This window comes from Paenibacillus xylaniclasticus (assembly GCF_004001065.1).
In the GTDB taxonomy this organism is placed as follows: Bacteria; Bacillota; Bacilli; order Paenibacillales; family Paenibacillaceae; genus Paenibacillus_T; species Paenibacillus_T xylaniclasticus.
Genome location: NZ_BIML01000001.1, coordinates 214,521 through 230,514, shown reverse-complemented (window position 1 = coordinate 230,514; position 15,994 = coordinate 214,521). Strand labels below are relative to the sequence as shown.

Annotated in this window: 28 protein-coding genes; 27 read left to right on the top strand and 1 reads right to left on the bottom strand. The window is 35.8% G+C overall.

Annotated elements, in window-relative coordinates; genetic code table 11:
- Nucleotides 1-74 precede the first annotated feature (74 nt).
- The 5 genes from PXY01_RS01175 to PXY01_RS22190 all read left to right on the top strand — a co-directional run bounded on the left by PXY01_RS01175 (nucleotide 75) and on the right by PXY01_RS22190 (nucleotide 3,548).
- Nucleotides 75-680, top strand: coding sequence for a phosphoadenosine phosphosulfate reductase family protein (locus PXY01_RS01175; protein WP_164744262.1), 606 nt, complete (start codon nucleotides 75-77; stop codon nucleotides 678-680).
- Between the two features lie 236 nt (nucleotides 681-916).
- Complete coding sequence (locus tag PXY01_RS01170; protein WP_127566425.1) at nucleotides 917-1,540, top strand: Mom family adenine methylcarbamoylation protein; 624 nt, start codon at nucleotides 917-919, stop codon at nucleotides 1,538-1,540.
- Between the two features lie 6 nt (nucleotides 1,541-1,546).
- On the top strand, nucleotides 1,547-1,900 hold the full coding sequence (locus PXY01_RS01165; RefSeq protein WP_127566423.1) for a hypothetical protein: 354 nt from the start codon (nucleotides 1,547-1,549) through the stop codon (nucleotides 1,898-1,900).
- A gap of 94 nt (nucleotides 1,901-1,994) precedes the next feature.
- A complete protein-coding gene (locus tag PXY01_RS01160) occupies nucleotides 1,995-3,338 on the top strand; it encodes an ISL3 family transposase (RefSeq protein ID WP_127566421.1) in 1,344 nt (447 codons plus the stop codon).
- 57 nt (nucleotides 3,339-3,395) lie between these two features.
- Nucleotides 3,396-3,548, top strand: coding sequence for a hypothetical protein (locus tag PXY01_RS22190; RefSeq protein WP_164744261.1), 153 nt, complete (start codon nucleotides 3,396-3,398; stop codon nucleotides 3,546-3,548).
- A 66-nt stretch (nucleotides 3,549-3,614) separates the two neighbouring features.
- Here PXY01_RS22190 and PXY01_RS01155 read toward each other — a convergent pair whose 3' ends face one another.
- Nucleotides 3,615-3,836 (bottom strand): hypothetical protein, encoded by a 222-nt coding sequence (locus PXY01_RS01155; RefSeq protein ID WP_127566419.1) that lies wholly within the window; start codon nucleotides 3,834-3,836, stop codon nucleotides 3,615-3,617.
- Nucleotides 3,837-4,177: 341 nt separating this feature from the next.
- Here PXY01_RS01155 and PXY01_RS22515 point away from each other — a divergent pair, with 341 nt between their 5' ends.
- The 22 genes from PXY01_RS22515 (at nucleotide 4,178) to PXY01_RS01055 (ending at nucleotide 15,985) form a co-directional block, all read left to right on the top strand.
- On the top strand, nucleotides 4,178-4,627 hold the full coding sequence (locus PXY01_RS22515; protein ID WP_174721789.1) for a hypothetical protein: 450 nt from the start codon (nucleotides 4,178-4,180) through the stop codon (nucleotides 4,625-4,627).
- A gap of 3 nt (nucleotides 4,628-4,630) precedes the next feature.
- Complete coding sequence (locus PXY01_RS23005) at nucleotides 4,631-4,756, top strand: hypothetical protein (protein WP_262385108.1); 126 nt, start codon at nucleotides 4,631-4,633, stop codon at nucleotides 4,754-4,756.
- 199 nt (nucleotides 4,757-4,955) lie between these two features.
- Nucleotides 4,956-5,297: a Lar family restriction alleviation protein gene (locus tag PXY01_RS23220; protein WP_127566417.1), complete on the top strand. Its 342-nt coding sequence runs from the start codon at nucleotides 4,956-4,958 to the stop codon at nucleotides 5,295-5,297.
- 46 nt (nucleotides 5,298-5,343) lie between these two features.
- Nucleotides 5,344-5,796, top strand: coding sequence for a hypothetical protein (locus PXY01_RS01140; RefSeq protein ID WP_127566415.1), 453 nt, complete (start codon nucleotides 5,344-5,346; stop codon nucleotides 5,794-5,796).
- A gap of 213 nt (nucleotides 5,797-6,009) precedes the next feature.
- Nucleotides 6,010-6,273: a hypothetical protein gene (locus PXY01_RS01135; protein WP_127566413.1), complete on the top strand. Its 264-nt coding sequence runs from the start codon at nucleotides 6,010-6,012 to the stop codon at nucleotides 6,271-6,273.
- A 25-nt stretch (nucleotides 6,274-6,298) separates the two neighbouring features.
- A complete protein-coding gene (locus tag PXY01_RS01130; protein WP_246027753.1) occupies nucleotides 6,299-6,676 on the top strand; it encodes a hypothetical protein in 378 nt (125 codons plus the stop codon).
- A gap of 30 nt (nucleotides 6,677-6,706) precedes the next feature.
- A complete protein-coding gene (locus PXY01_RS01125) occupies nucleotides 6,707-6,901 on the top strand; it encodes a hypothetical protein (protein WP_127566411.1) in 195 nt (64 codons plus the stop codon).
- A 10-nt stretch (nucleotides 6,902-6,911) separates the two neighbouring features.
- Complete coding sequence (locus PXY01_RS01120; protein WP_127566410.1) at nucleotides 6,912-7,274, top strand: hypothetical protein; 363 nt, start codon at nucleotides 6,912-6,914, stop codon at nucleotides 7,272-7,274.
- A gap of 45 nt (nucleotides 7,275-7,319) precedes the next feature.
- Nucleotides 7,320-7,595 (top strand): PQ-loop domain-containing transporter, encoded by a 276-nt coding sequence (locus tag PXY01_RS01115; protein ID WP_127566408.1) that lies wholly within the window; start codon nucleotides 7,320-7,322, stop codon nucleotides 7,593-7,595.
- A gap of 17 nt (nucleotides 7,596-7,612) precedes the next feature.
- Nucleotides 7,613-7,915: a hypothetical protein gene (locus tag PXY01_RS01110; RefSeq protein WP_127566406.1), complete on the top strand. Its 303-nt coding sequence runs from the start codon at nucleotides 7,613-7,615 to the stop codon at nucleotides 7,913-7,915.
- 94 nt (nucleotides 7,916-8,009) lie between these two features.
- Nucleotides 8,010-8,261 (top strand): hypothetical protein, encoded by a 252-nt coding sequence (locus PXY01_RS01105; protein ID WP_127566403.1) that lies wholly within the window; start codon nucleotides 8,010-8,012, stop codon nucleotides 8,259-8,261.
- 427 nt (nucleotides 8,262-8,688) lie between these two features.
- Complete coding sequence (locus PXY01_RS22185) at nucleotides 8,689-8,835, top strand: hypothetical protein (protein ID WP_164744260.1); 147 nt, start codon at nucleotides 8,689-8,691, stop codon at nucleotides 8,833-8,835.
- A 31-nt stretch (nucleotides 8,836-8,866) separates the two neighbouring features.
- A complete protein-coding gene (locus PXY01_RS01100; protein WP_127566401.1) occupies nucleotides 8,867-9,067 on the top strand; it encodes a hypothetical protein in 201 nt (66 codons plus the stop codon).
- Between the two features lie 5 nt (nucleotides 9,068-9,072).
- Entirely contained in the window at nucleotides 9,073-9,396 is a 324-nt protein-coding gene (locus PXY01_RS01095; RefSeq protein ID WP_127566399.1) for a DUF4230 domain-containing protein, read from the top strand.
- A 249-nt stretch (nucleotides 9,397-9,645) separates the two neighbouring features.
- A complete protein-coding gene (locus tag PXY01_RS01090) occupies nucleotides 9,646-10,332 on the top strand; it encodes a hypothetical protein (protein ID WP_127566397.1) in 687 nt (228 codons plus the stop codon).
- Between the two features lie 5 nt (nucleotides 10,333-10,337).
- Complete coding sequence (locus PXY01_RS01085; protein ID WP_127566395.1) at nucleotides 10,338-10,658, top strand: hypothetical protein; 321 nt, start codon at nucleotides 10,338-10,340, stop codon at nucleotides 10,656-10,658.
- Between the two features lie 56 nt (nucleotides 10,659-10,714).
- The gene (locus PXY01_RS01080; protein WP_246027752.1) at nucleotides 10,715-11,239 is read left to right on the top strand and encodes a hypothetical protein; all 525 of its coding nucleotides are present in this window, start codon (nucleotides 10,715-10,717) and stop codon (nucleotides 11,237-11,239) included.
- 36 nt (nucleotides 11,240-11,275) lie between these two features.
- A complete protein-coding gene (locus PXY01_RS01075; protein ID WP_127566393.1) occupies nucleotides 11,276-11,899 on the top strand; it encodes a host-nuclease inhibitor Gam family protein in 624 nt (207 codons plus the stop codon).
- A 671-nt stretch (nucleotides 11,900-12,570) separates the two neighbouring features.
- Nucleotides 12,571-12,930, top strand: coding sequence for a hypothetical protein (locus PXY01_RS01070; protein WP_127566391.1), 360 nt, complete (start codon nucleotides 12,571-12,573; stop codon nucleotides 12,928-12,930).
- Between the two features lie 240 nt (nucleotides 12,931-13,170).
- The gene (locus tag PXY01_RS01065) at nucleotides 13,171-13,386 is read left to right on the top strand and encodes a hypothetical protein (protein WP_127566389.1); all 216 of its coding nucleotides are present in this window, start codon (nucleotides 13,171-13,173) and stop codon (nucleotides 13,384-13,386) included.
- Nucleotides 13,387-13,423: 37 nt separating this feature from the next.
- A complete protein-coding gene (locus PXY01_RS01060; RefSeq protein ID WP_127566387.1) occupies nucleotides 13,424-15,403 on the top strand; it encodes an ATP-dependent helicase in 1,980 nt (659 codons plus the stop codon).
- A 9-nt stretch (nucleotides 15,404-15,412) separates the two neighbouring features.
- Complete coding sequence (locus PXY01_RS01055) at nucleotides 15,413-15,985, top strand: YorH family phage-derived protein (RefSeq protein WP_127566385.1); 573 nt, start codon at nucleotides 15,413-15,415, stop codon at nucleotides 15,983-15,985.
- Nucleotides 15,986-15,994: the final 9 nt, after the last annotated feature.

Genomic DNA, 15,994 nt, shown 5'->3' with positions numbered 1-15,994 from the left:
CCAAATAATCCGAATACCCAAAATATATAATGAAAGTGTACTTTCAACGGATGAAAAACAGGAGAGGTGATTGCTTGAACAGGGGTACAAAAGAGAACCCAAGACACATATGTGGTATAAGTGGAGGTAAGGACTCTTCGGCATTGGCGATACATTTAAAGAATACTCGTCCAGAAATCTTTGGCAAATTAGAGTTTTATTTTACGGATACTGGATCTGAGTTACCTGAAGTGTACGATTACTTAGATAAGATGGAGAAATATTTAGGTAAGCCAATTCTTCGGATTAAGGCCGATCCGAACTCCGATAAAAAGTACAAAGTGGTCGACGGTGAAGATAACTCAACTCCATTTGATGATTACCTGAAATATTTTAAGGGATACCTTCCATCACCTAACGCAAGATGGTGTACACGAGTGCTGAAGATTGTTACGATGGAGGAATGGATTGGTGATGATCATTGCATTAGTTATATAGGTATTCGTGCGGATGAACCTACAAGGGAAGGGTACTCGTCAAGAAGTAAAAATTCTAACATTACTGTCGTTTTTCCGTTTCGAGAAGATGGTTTAGTAATTGACCATATCTACAGGATTCTAGAGGAATCAGGATTAGGATTACCAGACTATTACAAATGGAGAACGCGGCCAGTATACATATACGTTAGACGAGATGATTGAATTAGTCGAAAACAGAGATATTCGAAAACTAATTGATTCATGGGATATTAAAAGGCTACATGATGTCGATGGTGAGAATAAAGAAGGTTGCACTGTATGTGCTATTTAGGGGATATTGAACTATCAGGGTGACGAATTACCAAATATGCAAATTGATAAGCAAGTAGTTTCTTGAAACATCAAGGTGAAATCAGGTAAAGAGTAAAAATAATAAAAAATACGAAAGAAGTGAGTGATTGATAGATTATCAAGTGAAACAAGTTAAGTTTTCCGTATCTAGAGACTACATCAAAGAGCATCACTATTCTCACGGTTGTCACAATGGCGCATCTCCTTGTTTTGGTTTATTCGACGGAGAACAATTAATTGGAAGTATGATGTTTGCAACTCCTTGCAGTGAAGCAGTGAGAGCGAGTGTGTTTGGAGAAGAGCATAAGAATCACGTCACTGAATTGCATAGGTTACATATACTTGATATTACCCCTAAAAATACGGAAAGTTGGTTTATTGCTCGTTGCTTCAGAGAACTTAAAAAAGTAAAACCTGAGATTTGGGCTGTACTATCATTTGCTGATAGCACAGAAGGACATGAGGGAACAATTTATAAAGCTACAAATGCCTATAGACTAGGATCTACTGGAAGGGCGAGATTTTACATTGACCAAGACGGTAGGTTAAGGCATCCGAGACAGGATGGGGTTAATATCAAGCCAGATGCAGCTGCTCAAATGGGATGGAGTCAAGTTGAGAGAGAAGCAAAAAATAGATATATGTGGCTGTTGCCAGACAACCGAAGGCACAGAAAAGAATTATTGGAATTATGTCATACATATTTAGAAAAATATACGAAGGCAGGTTAAATATATATGAGTCTTATAAAGGAAATCCTAAATGAAAAAAGCATTGAAAGAGAAAAAATAAATCACTTTACACGGATGGTTTCTTCTTGTTTTGACGATTATTTACTTGAAATAAAAGAATACTTTAAGTTTGTTGAATATGATGCTCAAAAAGTTAATCTGAATATTGACTACTGTATGGCAGATTTTGGGTTATCGCTTAAAAATAAAGGTGAGGGAAGATTTACTCTGTATCACGGCACGAATTCTTGTATAACCAAAAGTCAGGATTTAGAAGAATTGAACATTAATATGAGCCAAACTGAAGTCAAGGCAAAAGTAGAAAAAAGTATTAAATGGTTGTTGAAAAGCATTCTGTAAGAAATACAGTATAATCTTCACCCTGAAAGTTCATTCAACACATAATAGTTGTTATAATAAAACTATTAAATGAACTTTCAAGGTGGAGGCTACTATGTTAAACATTCCAGAATTCAACGTTATCCAACAAGAGCAAAACGAACACTTTTATCGCTTTACGGTTGAGTGTAAAGAACCACCATATATGTGTACGAGTTGCGGTTGGATTAACAGAAGCGACGAAGATGCCCCAGATATGGCTTTTAGACCGCACCAAGTCAAAGAACGCACCGTAAGCGATATAGCAATGCACGGTAAGGCTGTACGCATTGTCATACGTCACAGACGCTACAAATGCCCTGCTTGCGGTGGGACGTTCTACGAGTGGCTCAATAGCGTTGAACGCAACGATAAAGTCACCAAGAGATTCAAAGAGCATATCCAACTGCTTTCACTTAAAAGACCATTCACGAACGTTGCAGACGAATATGGACTCTCTCATACAAGCGTTAAACGTTACTTCGAAGAGTTTGTTGTTGAGAAGGATGATGACAAATACATTCAAGCACCAAGGGTTCTAGGCATTGACGAAGCCCATTTAAACAAAGTGATGCGTGGCGTATTCACAGATACAGAGAACTTCAAACTATTAGAGATTTCGAAAGACAATACCAAGAAAACCGTTAAAGAAGTTATCCAGTCAATGCGGGGTTACGAGAAGATTGAAGTTGCAACAATCGATATGGCTGCTGGCTATAAGTATGCCATTCAAGAACTTATTCCGAAATGTTTCATCGTTATCGATAAGTTTCACGTTGTTAAGTACGCACAAGAGGCGCTTAGAGACATTCGAGTGACGATAAAGAAAGGTCTGACCAAAGAGGAGCGCAAACTCCTGACAAAAGACAGGTGGCTTCTCCACTCCAATAAGGAAAACCTTTCTTGGAACGAGGCTCTAAAACGAAATGAAATATTTGAGCGTTTCCCATTACTAAAACAAGCGTATTGGCTTAAAGAAGGCGTTAGGGACGTTTATAACCAGTCAAAAAACAAGCAAGAAGCCCTTGAACGCTTTGCCAAATGGGAAAGTGAAATACCCAAGGAGTTTAAGGAATTCAAAGCAATCAGACGTACATTCAACAACCACAAAGAAGAGATTTTCAATTATTTCGAGCATCCATTCACCAATGCATTCACGGAAAGTATGAACAACATAATTAAATCCGTAGAAAAGGAAGGAAAGGGGTATTCATTCGACGTGTTAAGAGCAAAGGTATTATACGGTACGGAAGCGACGATTAAGAAGCCAAAGTATGACCACGATATGGAATTCAAGAGTTTCAGTTTCGAAAGCGAGGAAGAATTCAATCGCTATTATGACGAGGTTGAAAACAAGTTTGTATCTCTTGGAGTGGATTTAACCACACTTTCAGAGGTTTTAGAGCGAGGTGATTTCTAGTGGGTTTTCTCACTGATTTCACCCTGAAAGTTGCATACCCTATTTAGGTGAATAAATATGGAATGGAAATTATACAATAGTGACGGTACATTTCTACAAGAAGTGAACTGTCAGTATGATGCTTCTGATATAGCTGTCATGCTGTACGGCGCGTCAAAAGTTGAATTGGACTTTAATCATAAAGAAGCTAAGATTATCGAAAAGGAATAATAAAACTCATCTTTCATCACAAATTAAAAAGCCCAGACCTCTAAGACTGCAAGTCTGGGCGATATATTAAAACCTGATTTCTCTGTCCATCTGAGTTGCTACCAAATACTCAGGTGATTGTACCTTGCTCATCATTTGCTCGAACTGCTGTTGTCTTCTCAGAATATTCTCAATCGGAAACATTTTTCTTACTTTCTGCTCAAGATCGACTGCTTGCCTGAAAGATTCCGACGACATCATTTTGTTAATCAGGTCATGCGTACTTTCACTAGAAACATCGATGGACATTTACTCACCTCGCTTTCTACTGGAATTTGATTACAGTACCATGATAATACTATATATTGTGTGTGTCAAATAGAAAAATAGACTGTGTTCGTGCTTATTTAGAAAATACGAACGTATGAAGAGGTGTAAAATATGGCTGAATTAATGATTCAAATGCGTGATCCTCATTTCAGAAGACTGTATGAAAATTTAAAAATAGCATCAACATCCGAGTTATTACAGGTGCTGCCGAAGTTGATGTAAAGAGCATTCTCGGTCTACTTATGGGAATTGGAGTTAAATGGAGAATATATCGTGATCTTTAAAGAGCCTAAAAGTTCAACTGAGTATGGTGGGCACAAATGAAGTTAACAAGAAAAGTTGACTCTGTATTTGCACAGGATGACTGTGGTGGCATTGTAAAAATTGAATTAGATTGGCAGCAGGACGTTACTTGGGAACGAGGAGAGTTAAACGATGGCTATGAAAGCATCGAAGATTATTTCAACAGTACGCTTAACGCTTGGTATTCTTGTATTAGCGACTGTATTAGCGGAGATTATCCTTATACTGAGTTTGACGATAGCGAATTAAAACTCAAGGAAGAAGAAACGTGTGAAGACTGCAATGGAAGACCTTTAGACGACAGAAAGCCATTAATGAAAAGTCAGACGAGTGATTATAGTGTATTTATTAATAACTGCAATTACTTAGAGGATAGTGTGATTGGTGGGAGTGTTCCACATTCTCTGTACGGAGTGAAAATAAATTTTTGTCCTGTGTGCGGAAGAAAACTAGGAGAGGTGAAGTAATAAATGAATGAAGATTACGAGGTAATAGAGTGCATCGAGTGTGGCGAAGAAAAGCCTGTTGAAAAAGGTACTTGGGCATTGGATAAAGGTATGTGTGAAGAGTGTTATTGTGAGTATCAAGGCGGCTAAGGAAAGGACATAAGATGGTTGATAAGTGTATCGATGGAAGTCACGAAAAGGTTTATGCAGATTACTACCTAATGTCTAATCCTCCTCAGCAGCCTTGGATCTGCTCGAAGTGCGGAGAGCAGGGTAATGATTTGAAAGTACATAATAGAGTGACTTATGAAGATGTAATAAGAAAATTCAAAGACTGAAGGTGGCTTGTATGAAGTTGAAACCATGTCCGTTCTGCGGTTGTGAGCCTTTTATTAAACGATGGAGTAGTTCCACTGGAACAAGCATCAAATGCAGGAAATGTGGATGTACAACGCAAATTGAAAACGGAGAATATGCAGCCACCGCAGTATGGAATACAAGAGATTACCAGTCGGATGATCGTATTTCATTGTTACAGTACGACAATTTACGCAAACACTTTAAGCAATTGGTCGATGATATTCTTGGTCGTGACTATTACAACGAAGGAATGGATGTCTACACTTGCGATGAGTATTGTTGTAGAGATATAAAATTGAAACTGAAACGTAGATGGTTCAATTGGAAGTAGGGAAATAAAATTTGTCATTTATCATCCACAAGGGAGAAGATATAAAATGAAAAACACTAAAGTAATTTCAGGGTTTCCTGCTGTCGGTAAGAGTTATTTCTTTAATCAGGATCTTGGATTTGAGGTTCTTGATTCAGATTCTAGCCAGTTTTCTTGGTTGAGTGAAGGGGCAAGACATCCCGATTTTCCGAATAACTATATGGAGCATATAAAAAACAATATCGGTAAAGTTGATATTATTCTAGTCTCAAGCCATGACGTAGTGAGAGCGGCATTAAAAGAAAACGAAATTGCATATACACTAGTTTATCCTGATAAGTCCTTAAAGGATGAATACATTGAACGGTTTAAGAATCGTGGTAATAACGAAGGGTTCATCAACTTTATCAGTAGCAAATGGGATGAGTTTATTGAAGACATTGAAAATGAAACATACCCAAATAAGGTTAAATTGAAGTCCAATCAATATTTAAAAGATCTTATTTTTAGATGGGAGTAGTAGAGATGAGTTTCTCACCGCCTATGAACGGAACTTTTGCTGATGATGATATGATTGAATATTTCAAACAAGGAATGATCCATGAGAATACGCCAGCTTGGGACGATGTGATGAATATTCTGAAACAGAGAAATCTCTCGTTCACGCGAATATCACCAAATCATACACCGCAGATTATACCCAATTAAACTTGACATTTAAGAGGTGATTTAATTGATTGAAAAGAAATGGGACAGTGAAGGATGTATTTTGACTATCAGCAGCGACTCAAGAGAAGACCAATTAAAAGTTTATTGGAATGGTGACACTCCAGAATACAGTATGGAGATTTCTCGTGGCGAAGAGATATTTATGTATGTCACCTCGTCACTTTTAAAGAAAAGAGACGCTAGTTCCATTTCGTTATCTACAACTGAAGCAGAAGCACTTAGGGATACATTGAATCACATGATTAATGAGATTAAGCGCAGGTCTTAAAACTGGAATTTTAAGAGGTGATTAAGTGGAGTTGACTGAAGAGTTTAACCTAATGAAGAATCTCAATCGTATCAGAGGCGCTTTCCCTAATGCATTTATTAATATGAATTTTGAGCTTATCCTCGAACCAAAGAACAATATCTATTTTAGGTTAGAGGACATAGTAAGTAACTTGGACTTCAATTGCAAAGTTGTTTCTTGGGTATCAAGGCCAAGCTGTAAAGGCTTGTCTCCAAAATGGCAAAAGGTTGTGAGGGCAGGATTCAACAAACTACTAGGCACAGACTTTGATGAAGAACAAATGCATGTAATCTATACATATCTAGGAAACGACTGTAATAGGAAGCTTTGCAAAGAGTTTGTCATCGCAGGATATGATTTGTCATTGCTTGGTGGACGTTGAAAAGGAATTTTATTAGAGGAGGAATTTAAGTTGAACGTGCTAGAAAAATTTGTAATTAAAGAAGCGCGGTTGCTTGACAGCAATGGGAATAAGACTTTGAAAGTCAAATTGATGGATGAGGAGCAATTGCAGCAATTGTTTCCTAATGAAGTTAATGAAGAAGATGTAAGAGGCGGCTATAGCAATGTTAAAAAGCAGTTGTACGGAAGAATATATCTTAAGTAGGTGACTTTTGGTGGGACGCACACATTTCGATCCTGTGAGTATAGGATATAAGAAATTTAATTTATCGACCAAGCAACACAACATATTATTTAAAAACCGAAAGAAGAAAATTTTTGAGAAATACGAGTATTACTATAATGATAGAGAAGTTATTCTTCGTAGGTTTATAAACTGGCTTGGAATTATTTATTTAGTATTGCTTGCTCCAGTATATCTAATCATGAAAGGATTAGAAAATATTCCTGAATTATTAATTGAATACAAGCACCTATTTAACCAGAAAAAGTATGGAAATTTTTCTAGCGATTGTGTGAGTGCTAATAGTCAATTGTATGGGGATATTATGTACGCGATTAAGTTAAATAGTCGTTGAAGTCTAAGTAGTCTTAGGATGGGACACCAATTGGGAGACGATTAAATGGTATTTGATATTTTTCAGTTACTTGGAGGATTAATCTTATCTTTCGGATATATTCCCCAGATTGTTCAAATTGTTAAAACAAAATCTGTTAAGGATTTAAACTTAAATTATCTGTTACTAGTATTTGTTGGAGTATTGTTTATGGAAGTATACGCAGTAAACTTGATTGTGCGTAATACGGCTCATATGTTCTTTTGGACTAACACACTCTCACTAATGCTTGCGTTGATTATGCTGATTTTAAAACTAAAATACAATAAAGAAATACAGTGAAATGAAGATTTAAAGAGGTGTATAAACTGAAAACATTGATATCAGTTTTTGCAAACGAACAATCAAAAGCCGAAAGAAAACTTGGTGAGTTGATTTCAGGCAAACATATATTCAAAAGAACTAAAAATACTGTTGATACTGGAGCGGAATATTTTAGAGTATTTAAATGGTCTGAAAATTTAATAGGCTGTAAGGCTCATGAGATTTATGTCGATGTAAATATTGATAATGAAGCCATACTTTGTTGCATAATTCCATGCCTTATTCGTAAAAATGATAATGATGAGTGGGATTGGCAAGAACATATTCATTACTTTTAGATAAAATGGAGAAATTTTAAGAGGCGAATAGAAATAGGACTACGTGTGTGAACATATAGTCAATTAAAACAAAAAACTTTTGGAGGAATGCAGAATGGCTACAGAACGCGCTATGAAGGATTATACTGATTATGTTTGTGACTTTGGATCGAACGCAACTATGTATAAAGTATTGGAACGTGAGGGAGTTGAGATCCCTGAAGAAATTGATCTTCAACATGATCATTTTGTCGTAGTATCTGACAATGGGCGCACTATGACTGTGCGAATGTGGGATGAGGTAAATAACCGTAGAATTGGAGATGAATTTGAAATTGATTATGACGATGCTCATTACTGGGCATAGAGTCACCCCTCCACAGAGGGGTTATACATAGAAGATAAAATGAAAAGATTTGATAAGTCTAAGGAGGTTTGGTTTCTCTTAGTGGAAAGTGGGAACAAAACGCTATATACAGAAGACGAAGTTTTAGGTTACATGATCCTTGCTGCCAGAGCTTGCGGCTTAAGCAGCACAAGCGCAAAAATCTTGGAAATACATATGAAGAACCTATTTGATACAAAGAGTAGAGAAGAGGCGTTGGTTGCTTATGGGAATTTCTGATCGAGTGTTAAGCAGCGCTCGTTACTGGCTTGATAAATTAAAGACTAACGATTTGAAATGTAAGAGTGCTTCCGAAGTGATGATTAAGGCTAAAGAAGATGTTATAAGAAGTATTAAGAAATAGGGGCATTAAAAGGGAGATTTCAAGAGGAGGGGAGGTGCAGAGGCAATGGAATTGAATTTGAATGTATTGGCACAGCATATTCATTCCAAACTTCCACATCTAGAATTAACCGATATTGAAGAAGTGCTGGCTATAGAAACTGATTACATGATTGAAAATGAATTGACAACAAGATTAATTGAAAACTTATAAAATACGGGATTTATTGTGAAGGAGATGAAGGATGGATATTAATAAAGAGGTTGCAGACACTCTGAGCAATCCTGACAAGCAGATTGAATTTATTGAAAGAATGTATGGTGAACAGTTATCAACTCTTCAAAAAAGATTTATTAAGTTCTTAATAAAGAATAAGGATAAGGGTATATATTTTAATTATCCATATCGCAACGGAAGAACATCGATTAAAAGATTTTTGCTGTGATAAAGATGCTGCGGACTAAAACAGAATTAGTGACGAACGAAGGCTGGATGGAGAAGCAATATACATATAGTGATACGAAATTAATATCGCTTGATATTCCATTCGACGCTATCGAGTTCAGGTCGAAGACGGAATTTTTCCGTACAGGACTATCGATGGAGGATAAGCAGCGCTTATATACGCAATTCAGAGCGATTATGGAACAAGAGATATTGAATAATGAACAGATTAAGGAAAATACATATGATGGTGCAATTAAAGCGTTGACGAGATTACTGGAGAATATTCCGTATTATGATAGAGTTGTGATTCAGCCGAAGATAGTTTGATGGTGGGTGACGGTATAATTGATATCATATCTATTATTCTTGTATAAGAAATTAAAATGCTTGTTAGGGTTTCATTTCCTTGTACATCAAGACAGACACAATGTTCCTGAACTCGGTGTACATGAGAGAGAGTATTACTGCATTCGATGCAATAAAGTAGCTAAAGTCATTAAGTTGATTTATAGTTCACAAAATGGTTTTGAAGAAGAAATAAAGTATTGAATTTGCATTTTTAAGAGGAGGTATGCTATGAGCAACATAGCCGTTGTTAATCCTGAAATCACCTGTTTTAAGTGTCTTCAAGAGAAGGATGTTAAACAAATATACATACCATCTAAAGGATATGGAAGTGGATTTGACAGTTGGTCAACTCAGATTAATCTTTGCGATGAATGTTACAAATTAACTAATCCTAGTTGGTGGGAATTAAAAGATGCCGATCAGGATATTGAAGAATACGATGAGTGGTATGGTAGCGCACCATATAAATACGAGGACGAGATTTTTAAATTCGCTAAAAGTTTAGAGCCTGCTGGGAGAGAGTTATTTTGGAATAGATATGCCAGTCATTCCCATTGGGAACCACAAGATTACATCGATTATGAGTTAGGAAATTTATCACATGAAAAATGCGAAGAATATGGCGTTTATTCTCCACAAGTGATTGAAGCATATCAAACTAGATTCCCTACGTGCCAGCATCCAGTTCATATTATATATGATGATGGAACTGTAGGTTGTCAATGTCCATTTGGGGCATTAGGCAGAGAAGGACAAACAGTCGATTTGAACATATGGGATAATTGCTATCGCTGTACGTATTATCAGGTGAGAGAAACAACGATTAGAGAATTTAAAAGGGAAGACTTAAATGATTATGAGATATATTATAAAGCAAAGTTGAATCACGATAAATATAAATCAAAGTTTGAGTAGTCAATATGAATAAGATAGTAAAATACATAAACGAAAATGAAGTTTCAAAAATGGTTGAGTCGATATTAAAACAAGGAAAAGATATCGACTCTACAATTGAATTAAAATTGATCGACAAATCTTTCAAGTTCGGTGTTGCCACTGTCGTCAATGTTCTTCATAAATGGTGTGATAGATTGAAAGAGATGAATATTAATGCAAGTTCCGAAGATATTCGAAATGCGTTTAATGGTTATCTTGAGGATGCGGATATAAGTAATATTTTTAATCGATTAAATAAAGAAGAAGAGAAAAAGAATCAAATTTTGAAGAACTTAAAATCGTGACTTCAATATAATATTGGAGGTTATTATTTATCGCAAAGACTGAATTAACAGAGCACTTGGAAAAACAATTGTATGCCAGTACAAGTAAAATGGGAACATTTGGGTGCTTTGAGGTTACTATTGGTTGGTTTGGAAGTGAGCGAGTAGATTATCTTACATACGATACAAAGGGTATTTGGCGCTGCTATGAGATCAAGGCATCAAAATTTGATTTCTATAGCGATGCGAAGAAAACATTTGTAGGACACTTTAATTATTTCGTAATGCCTCATAGTTTGTATGAAGAAGTTAAGCACGATATACCTGAATATGTTGGGGTTTATGCTGAAGGTAGATACTCAATAAAGAAAGCAAAAAGGCGAGAACTATTGGTAGATGATCAAGTCTTAAAGGATTCAATGATAAGATCGTTGGCTAGAGATTCTGGGAAATTGTATAAAATCAACGATCCCAAATACATAGAAAAGATGAATAGAAGAATTGCTGAATTAGAAAAGGAACGAGATGATTGGCGAAACAAATATCAAAAATTAATGAATATTGGATATGAGAAGTATGGTAGTGGATGGTATCGAGTATAAATTGTTTTTAAAACCATATTTTAAGGAGGATGCTGAATGAAACTATATAAACAAATAGAAGACGTGCTGCTAGAAGAAGATGAGGTACAACAATTGCAACAAGATCAGACTTGGAGCATTAGAGATTATGGAAGTGCGGTATGGGCTGATTCTGTTGTTCATGAGAGAGAACAAAAAATAGAAGAAATTGAGTATATTTATAATGAGCGCGTTGAAGCATTCATTAAAAAAATGGATGAGTGGAGAGAGCAGGCGAGCAAAAAATATCTTAATGATATCGAGTTCTTTAAAGTTCATTTACATGCATATCATATGAGAGTTCTGGATGAGGAAAGGGCGCAAAATGCTAAGAAACTGAGTAAGACAATTAAACTCCCGTTTCGAACATTGACATTCACCAAGCAACAGCCAGAGATATTGATCAATGGAAAGGAAGTTAGCAAAGCTAAAGATGATCCTAATTTTGTAGCGTTTGTAAAAGCAAACAATCCTGAATTTTTAAAGGAAGAGGTTAATTGGGGAGACTATAAAAAAACACTTAAAGCGCAAAAGATCGATGGTAAATTGATTTACATAGATGAAAAAGGGCAGCCTCTTGAATTCATTCAACTGATAGAGCGTTCAGAAAAACTAGATTGGAAGTTAAATAAAGAAAATTAAATCTAAAATATATAAATTTATACTTGTTATAAATTGACTGGAAAATCAAGGTTGTGCTATACTGGACTTACAAAGAAAGGTGTGGCACAACTCTTTTAAAAGATGATATAGGTTAGACTTTTTCAATAGTGGAGGATGTGTTGAAAATGCAAGAATTTAAAATTAAAGGGGAGATAGTTGTTGAGCCTATCGATGAAAATAATGTTCAATGACTTCAATGACTTCTGGAAGATTCATTCGGAGTTCGCTACTATGCCGGAAATCTTCTGGATGGTATTGAGGGAATAAGTTATCCGTTTCGTACTGGTGACGGAGATGAAGTTGAAGTTATTGTTCGCAAAAAGAAAAAAGAAAAAATTCTTTAAAAGGAGTTGGGGGAATTGTATCAAACTATTAATAACGTTAGAGTTTGGGGAACTCCGATAGAAAGTGCGGTGTCACAAGCGGTTACTTGTTCGCAACACGGCAACGTGGTTCAAACACTACTTATGGCTGTAATCAAGCCTCGGTATATGCTCCTACAAGGAAGGGGAAGAGCAAAGGCTATCATCGTATGAAGTTTGAGGTATGGATTCCAGAGGATGCGATTGTTGGCGAAGATGCGTTAACTGATTTCGGCATTGTAACTTTGATGCGTCTTCCAAAGAATAGAGTAGCAGAACATTTGAGACATGAATAAGGAGAGTGAAGGTGTGGCGCTAAAATTCCCTAGTAACTACGCAGTATATGTTACACGAAATATTAAGACTGGCGAACAGATAGTTTCGGCAAAAGAAATAGGCAAAACCCCTAAAGTGGAAAATATCAAATTCCAATCGGTAAAATCGTTCAGTTGGAATCATGATGAAAAGGTGTCACTCATCGATGTCAAATACATAGAGAACGAAGAACAACTATCTGAATGGTTAGGAAAGCATACGGAGAATTGGACAGTGAAGGTTGAATTGAATATCACTAATGACGGTGGTGCTGCCTCCATTAATTTGTCTAATCAGCCTGTAGTACCACAAATAGAAAACGAGCTGATATAGGAGGTTGTTTTAGTAATGCTAAGAAGTGAGATTGGAATATATTCTACTGGTTGCGTATGGGATAGAGGAGATATTATAACGTTTTATCCTCATACTAAAAGCCACATTGTTTTGAAATGTGTGCCAGATAAAGTGCTGATTATTGCAGCCAATAACCTCTTCACAAGACTTATGATGAAAGCAAGACTATGGTAGTGACGCAATGAAATTATACTTTTATCATGTGAGGAGGATAATCAGTTGGAATACGCGATATTGATTCTGAAGTATGAGAGAGATAAATTAAATTCGAAGATAGTATTCATAAAAGAATTTTTGAGATTCACGAAATTAAACGAAGAGATTGATGTTAATTATAGAAGGGATTTTCGGGAAGAAGATAAATTGAATGAAATCCAAAATCTTCAACAAGATATTGAGAAGATCGAGAGAGCAATAGGGGCGTTAAGCAGGTAATAAAACTTAAATTTCAATTGGTAGGTGATGGATAAATTTGAAGTATCCAAAAGCAAAACTCTCCGATGGGTTATCTACAATTAATCTAGTTGGTGATTGGGAAGAAGATGCTTTATTTTTCCGAGAACTTGAGAGTAGAGGCGTTAAACTAAACAAAGGACAGTTAGAACTAGTGCGACATAAAGATGGAGCAGCTTTAGCGAATGCGTGTGCAGGAGCAGGTAAGAGTAGTTCTGTTGCTTCTCGTCTTGCCTATTTAGGATCGATACATAAGATTGATATGTCTAAAGTTTTACTTATTACATATACAAAAGCTGGAGCACAAGAGATGATCTCTAAAGCTTCTAAACTTGGAATGACTGATAAAGCTTCACTTAAGAAAATTACAGCGGGAACATTTCATTCAGTCTTTCTGAAGATTCTCCGAGAGAGTGGCGAGACAAAAGAAATCCTTGCAAGTGATAAGAGCAAGCAAATTACAATTAAGACGATCTTCCGGCAATTGAATATCCCAGATAAAAGGTATCGTGCTGAAGATGTCCTTGCTTTAATTTCTCATTATAAAAATCAGATGATCGGCTTAAAAGAATATAAAGATGCTAAAGATTTTAACGACGAGATTTACCGAATTTGGCTCAGGTATGAAGAATATAAGGAATCAAAAATGCTAATTGATTTTGACGATATCCTTCTTAAAACATACAATCTACTAAAAAATAACCTACTTCTACTTGAAGAATTGCGCGAACGATTTGAATATATAATGGTTGATGAGTATCAAGATACAAATAAAATTAGTTGTGAAATCATTGAAATGATCGCATATCCTAAAAATAACATTCTTGTGGTAGGTGATTCAGACCAAGCGATTTTTTCATTCTCTGGAGCGAAAATTGAGAATATCCTGAATTTCCCTAAGAGATATCCTAATGCGAAGATATTTACTTTGAACACTAATTATCGTAGTACAGATACTATTCTCGGCCTTGCTAATCACTCTATATGTAAAAATAAACTTCGATTTAATAAAGAGTCTTTGGCTTCCAAGGAGTCTGAAGTATACCCTGAGTTTATTCGATTTACGACAAGTGACCATGAAGCTGATCATATTGTTAAACATATTAAACTAATGGTTTCGAGTGGTGAAAACAAATATTCAGATTTTGCTATTCTTTATCGTAATAATTCAAATTCAAGAGCAATATTCGAAGAGTTGCTGTTAAATGATATCCCTTTTACTTCTTTTAACAGTGACGAAGTGTTTTATGAAAACGGTACTGTGAAATCTTTACTTGCTTATTTGAGACTTGCAATTAATCCTTATGACTTTAATGCAATTTCAGACATGCTGCCAACATTATATATTGCAAAAGACAAGGTAAAAGAGATCGGTTCTATTCAGCAGCGCAATCCTATTGCAAGACCGATTGAACATGTTCTAGATTTAATATCGAGCGATTATCAAAAGCGAAAAGTCTTGGCAAAATTGAAAATCATTCCTCAAATTGTACAGTATAAACCTATTCAAGTTCTGAAAATGCTTCGGGAAGATTATGAGAGGTATCTGGTAGGCGAGGATGATAATGAAACAACCTCTCTGCATCGTGAAATCATTAGAGAAACACTAGACGAGTTAGAGAACTCAAGTAAGCGATATGAGGACGTTGGTGAATATATAAGATTCGTTGATCGAGTCATTAAAAATGCAAAGATTCAAAAAGAGAATAAAAACAAGAACAATCAAGACACAGTTAAGTTGATGACCATTCATAAATCTAAGGGATTAGAATTCCCTGTGGTATTCGGGATCACAATGAACGAGGGGATATTGCCTCACATATCTGCTCTGGAAGAATGTTCGGATACAGAGTGCGATGTCAATAGCGCCTTGGAAGAAGAGCGAAGGTTATTGTACGTTTTGATTACAAGGGCAGAATCTAAACTATATATGAGTTACGTGGCCGAACATAGGGGAAAACCGATGGCTCCAAGTCGGTTCATACTTGAGTATTTGTGAGGTGATTAGTTGGCTACTGTAAAATGTCAAATATGTATCGTTAAAGATGAAAAGCATTTAATGACTCAACTCCCAAATAGACGATATGTTCATACTGAGAAATGCCTTGAAATATATGAGCAGCAAGAAGAACTTAAAAAAAAGGAAAAACTTGATTGGAGCAATCTGTATGAGTACATAAAAGAGTTGCATGGTCTTATTGAGGTTCCAACAAGAAATATTAAGCGACTTCATGAACTACGGAATGGTTATGACTTTGTTGAAGGTAAAAAGGTCAAAAGGTATAAACAAGGTGCAGATTATGCACTCATGTTAGAAGCATATAAGTTGCAAGAAGAGAAGATCAGATGGTTTATTCGTGATGTGCTACATGATGGTAAAGACGCAAGTGATATTAATAAGTGTATCTCGCTTATGTTGAATGGTCTCAATACAGCATGGAAGAACAGACAAGACAAAATAAAGCAACAAGAACGTATAGAAAAAGCAACAACAACATTAACCGAGGATGATAAATCATTAATTACTTTTAACAAAACAAAAAAACACAATGATGAAATGGATATATCTCACCTACTGTAAAAATAGAGG

Bases quoted from the DNA above. Each gene is read 5' to 3' on its own strand.
- PXY01_RS01165 (WP_127566423.1), top strand. From the start codon at position 1,547: ATGAGTCTTATAAAGGAAATCCTAAATGAAAAAAGCATTGAAAGAGAA.
- PXY01_RS01160 (WP_127566421.1), top strand. From the start codon at position 1,995: ATGTTAAACATTCCAGAATTCAACGTTATCCAACAAGAGCAAAACGAA.
- PXY01_RS22190 (WP_164744261.1), top strand. From the start codon at position 3,396: ATGGAATGGAAATTATACAATAGTGACGGTACATTTCTACAAGAAGTG.
- PXY01_RS01155 (WP_127566419.1), bottom strand. From the start codon at position 3,836: ATGTCCATCGATGTTTCTAGTGAAAGTACGCATGACCTGATTAACAAA.
- PXY01_RS22515 (WP_174721789.1), top strand. From the start codon at position 4,178: ATGAAGTTAACAAGAAAAGTTGACTCTGTATTTGCACAGGATGACTGT.
- PXY01_RS23005 (WP_262385108.1), top strand. From the start codon at position 4,631: ATGAATGAAGATTACGAGGTAATAGAGTGCATCGAGTGTGGCGAAGAA.
- PXY01_RS23220 (WP_127566417.1), top strand. From the start codon at position 4,956: ATGAAGTTGAAACCATGTCCGTTCTGCGGTTGTGAGCCTTTTATTAAA.
- PXY01_RS01140 (WP_127566415.1), top strand. From the start codon at position 5,344: ATGAAAAACACTAAAGTAATTTCAGGGTTTCCTGCTGTCGGTAAGAGT.
- PXY01_RS01115 (WP_127566408.1), top strand. From the start codon at position 7,320: ATGGTATTTGATATTTTTCAGTTACTTGGAGGATTAATCTTATCTTTC.
- PXY01_RS01105 (WP_127566403.1), top strand. From the start codon at position 8,010: ATGGCTACAGAACGCGCTATGAAGGATTATACTGATTATGTTTGTGAC.
- PXY01_RS22185 (WP_164744260.1), top strand. From the start codon at position 8,689: ATGGAATTGAATTTGAATGTATTGGCACAGCATATTCATTCCAAACTT.
- PXY01_RS01100 (WP_127566401.1), top strand. From the start codon at position 8,867: ATGGATATTAATAAAGAGGTTGCAGACACTCTGAGCAATCCTGACAAG.
- PXY01_RS01095 (WP_127566399.1), top strand. From the start codon at position 9,073: ATGCTGCGGACTAAAACAGAATTAGTGACGAACGAAGGCTGGATGGAG.
- PXY01_RS01090 (WP_127566397.1), top strand. From the start codon at position 9,646: ATGAGCAACATAGCCGTTGTTAATCCTGAAATCACCTGTTTTAAGTGT.
- PXY01_RS01085 (WP_127566395.1), top strand. From the start codon at position 10,338: ATGAATAAGATAGTAAAATACATAAACGAAAATGAAGTTTCAAAAATG.
- PXY01_RS01075 (WP_127566393.1), top strand. From the start codon at position 11,276: ATGAAACTATATAAACAAATAGAAGACGTGCTGCTAGAAGAAGATGAG.
- PXY01_RS01070 (WP_127566391.1), top strand. From the start codon at position 12,571: ATGAATAAGGAGAGTGAAGGTGTGGCGCTAAAATTCCCTAGTAACTAC.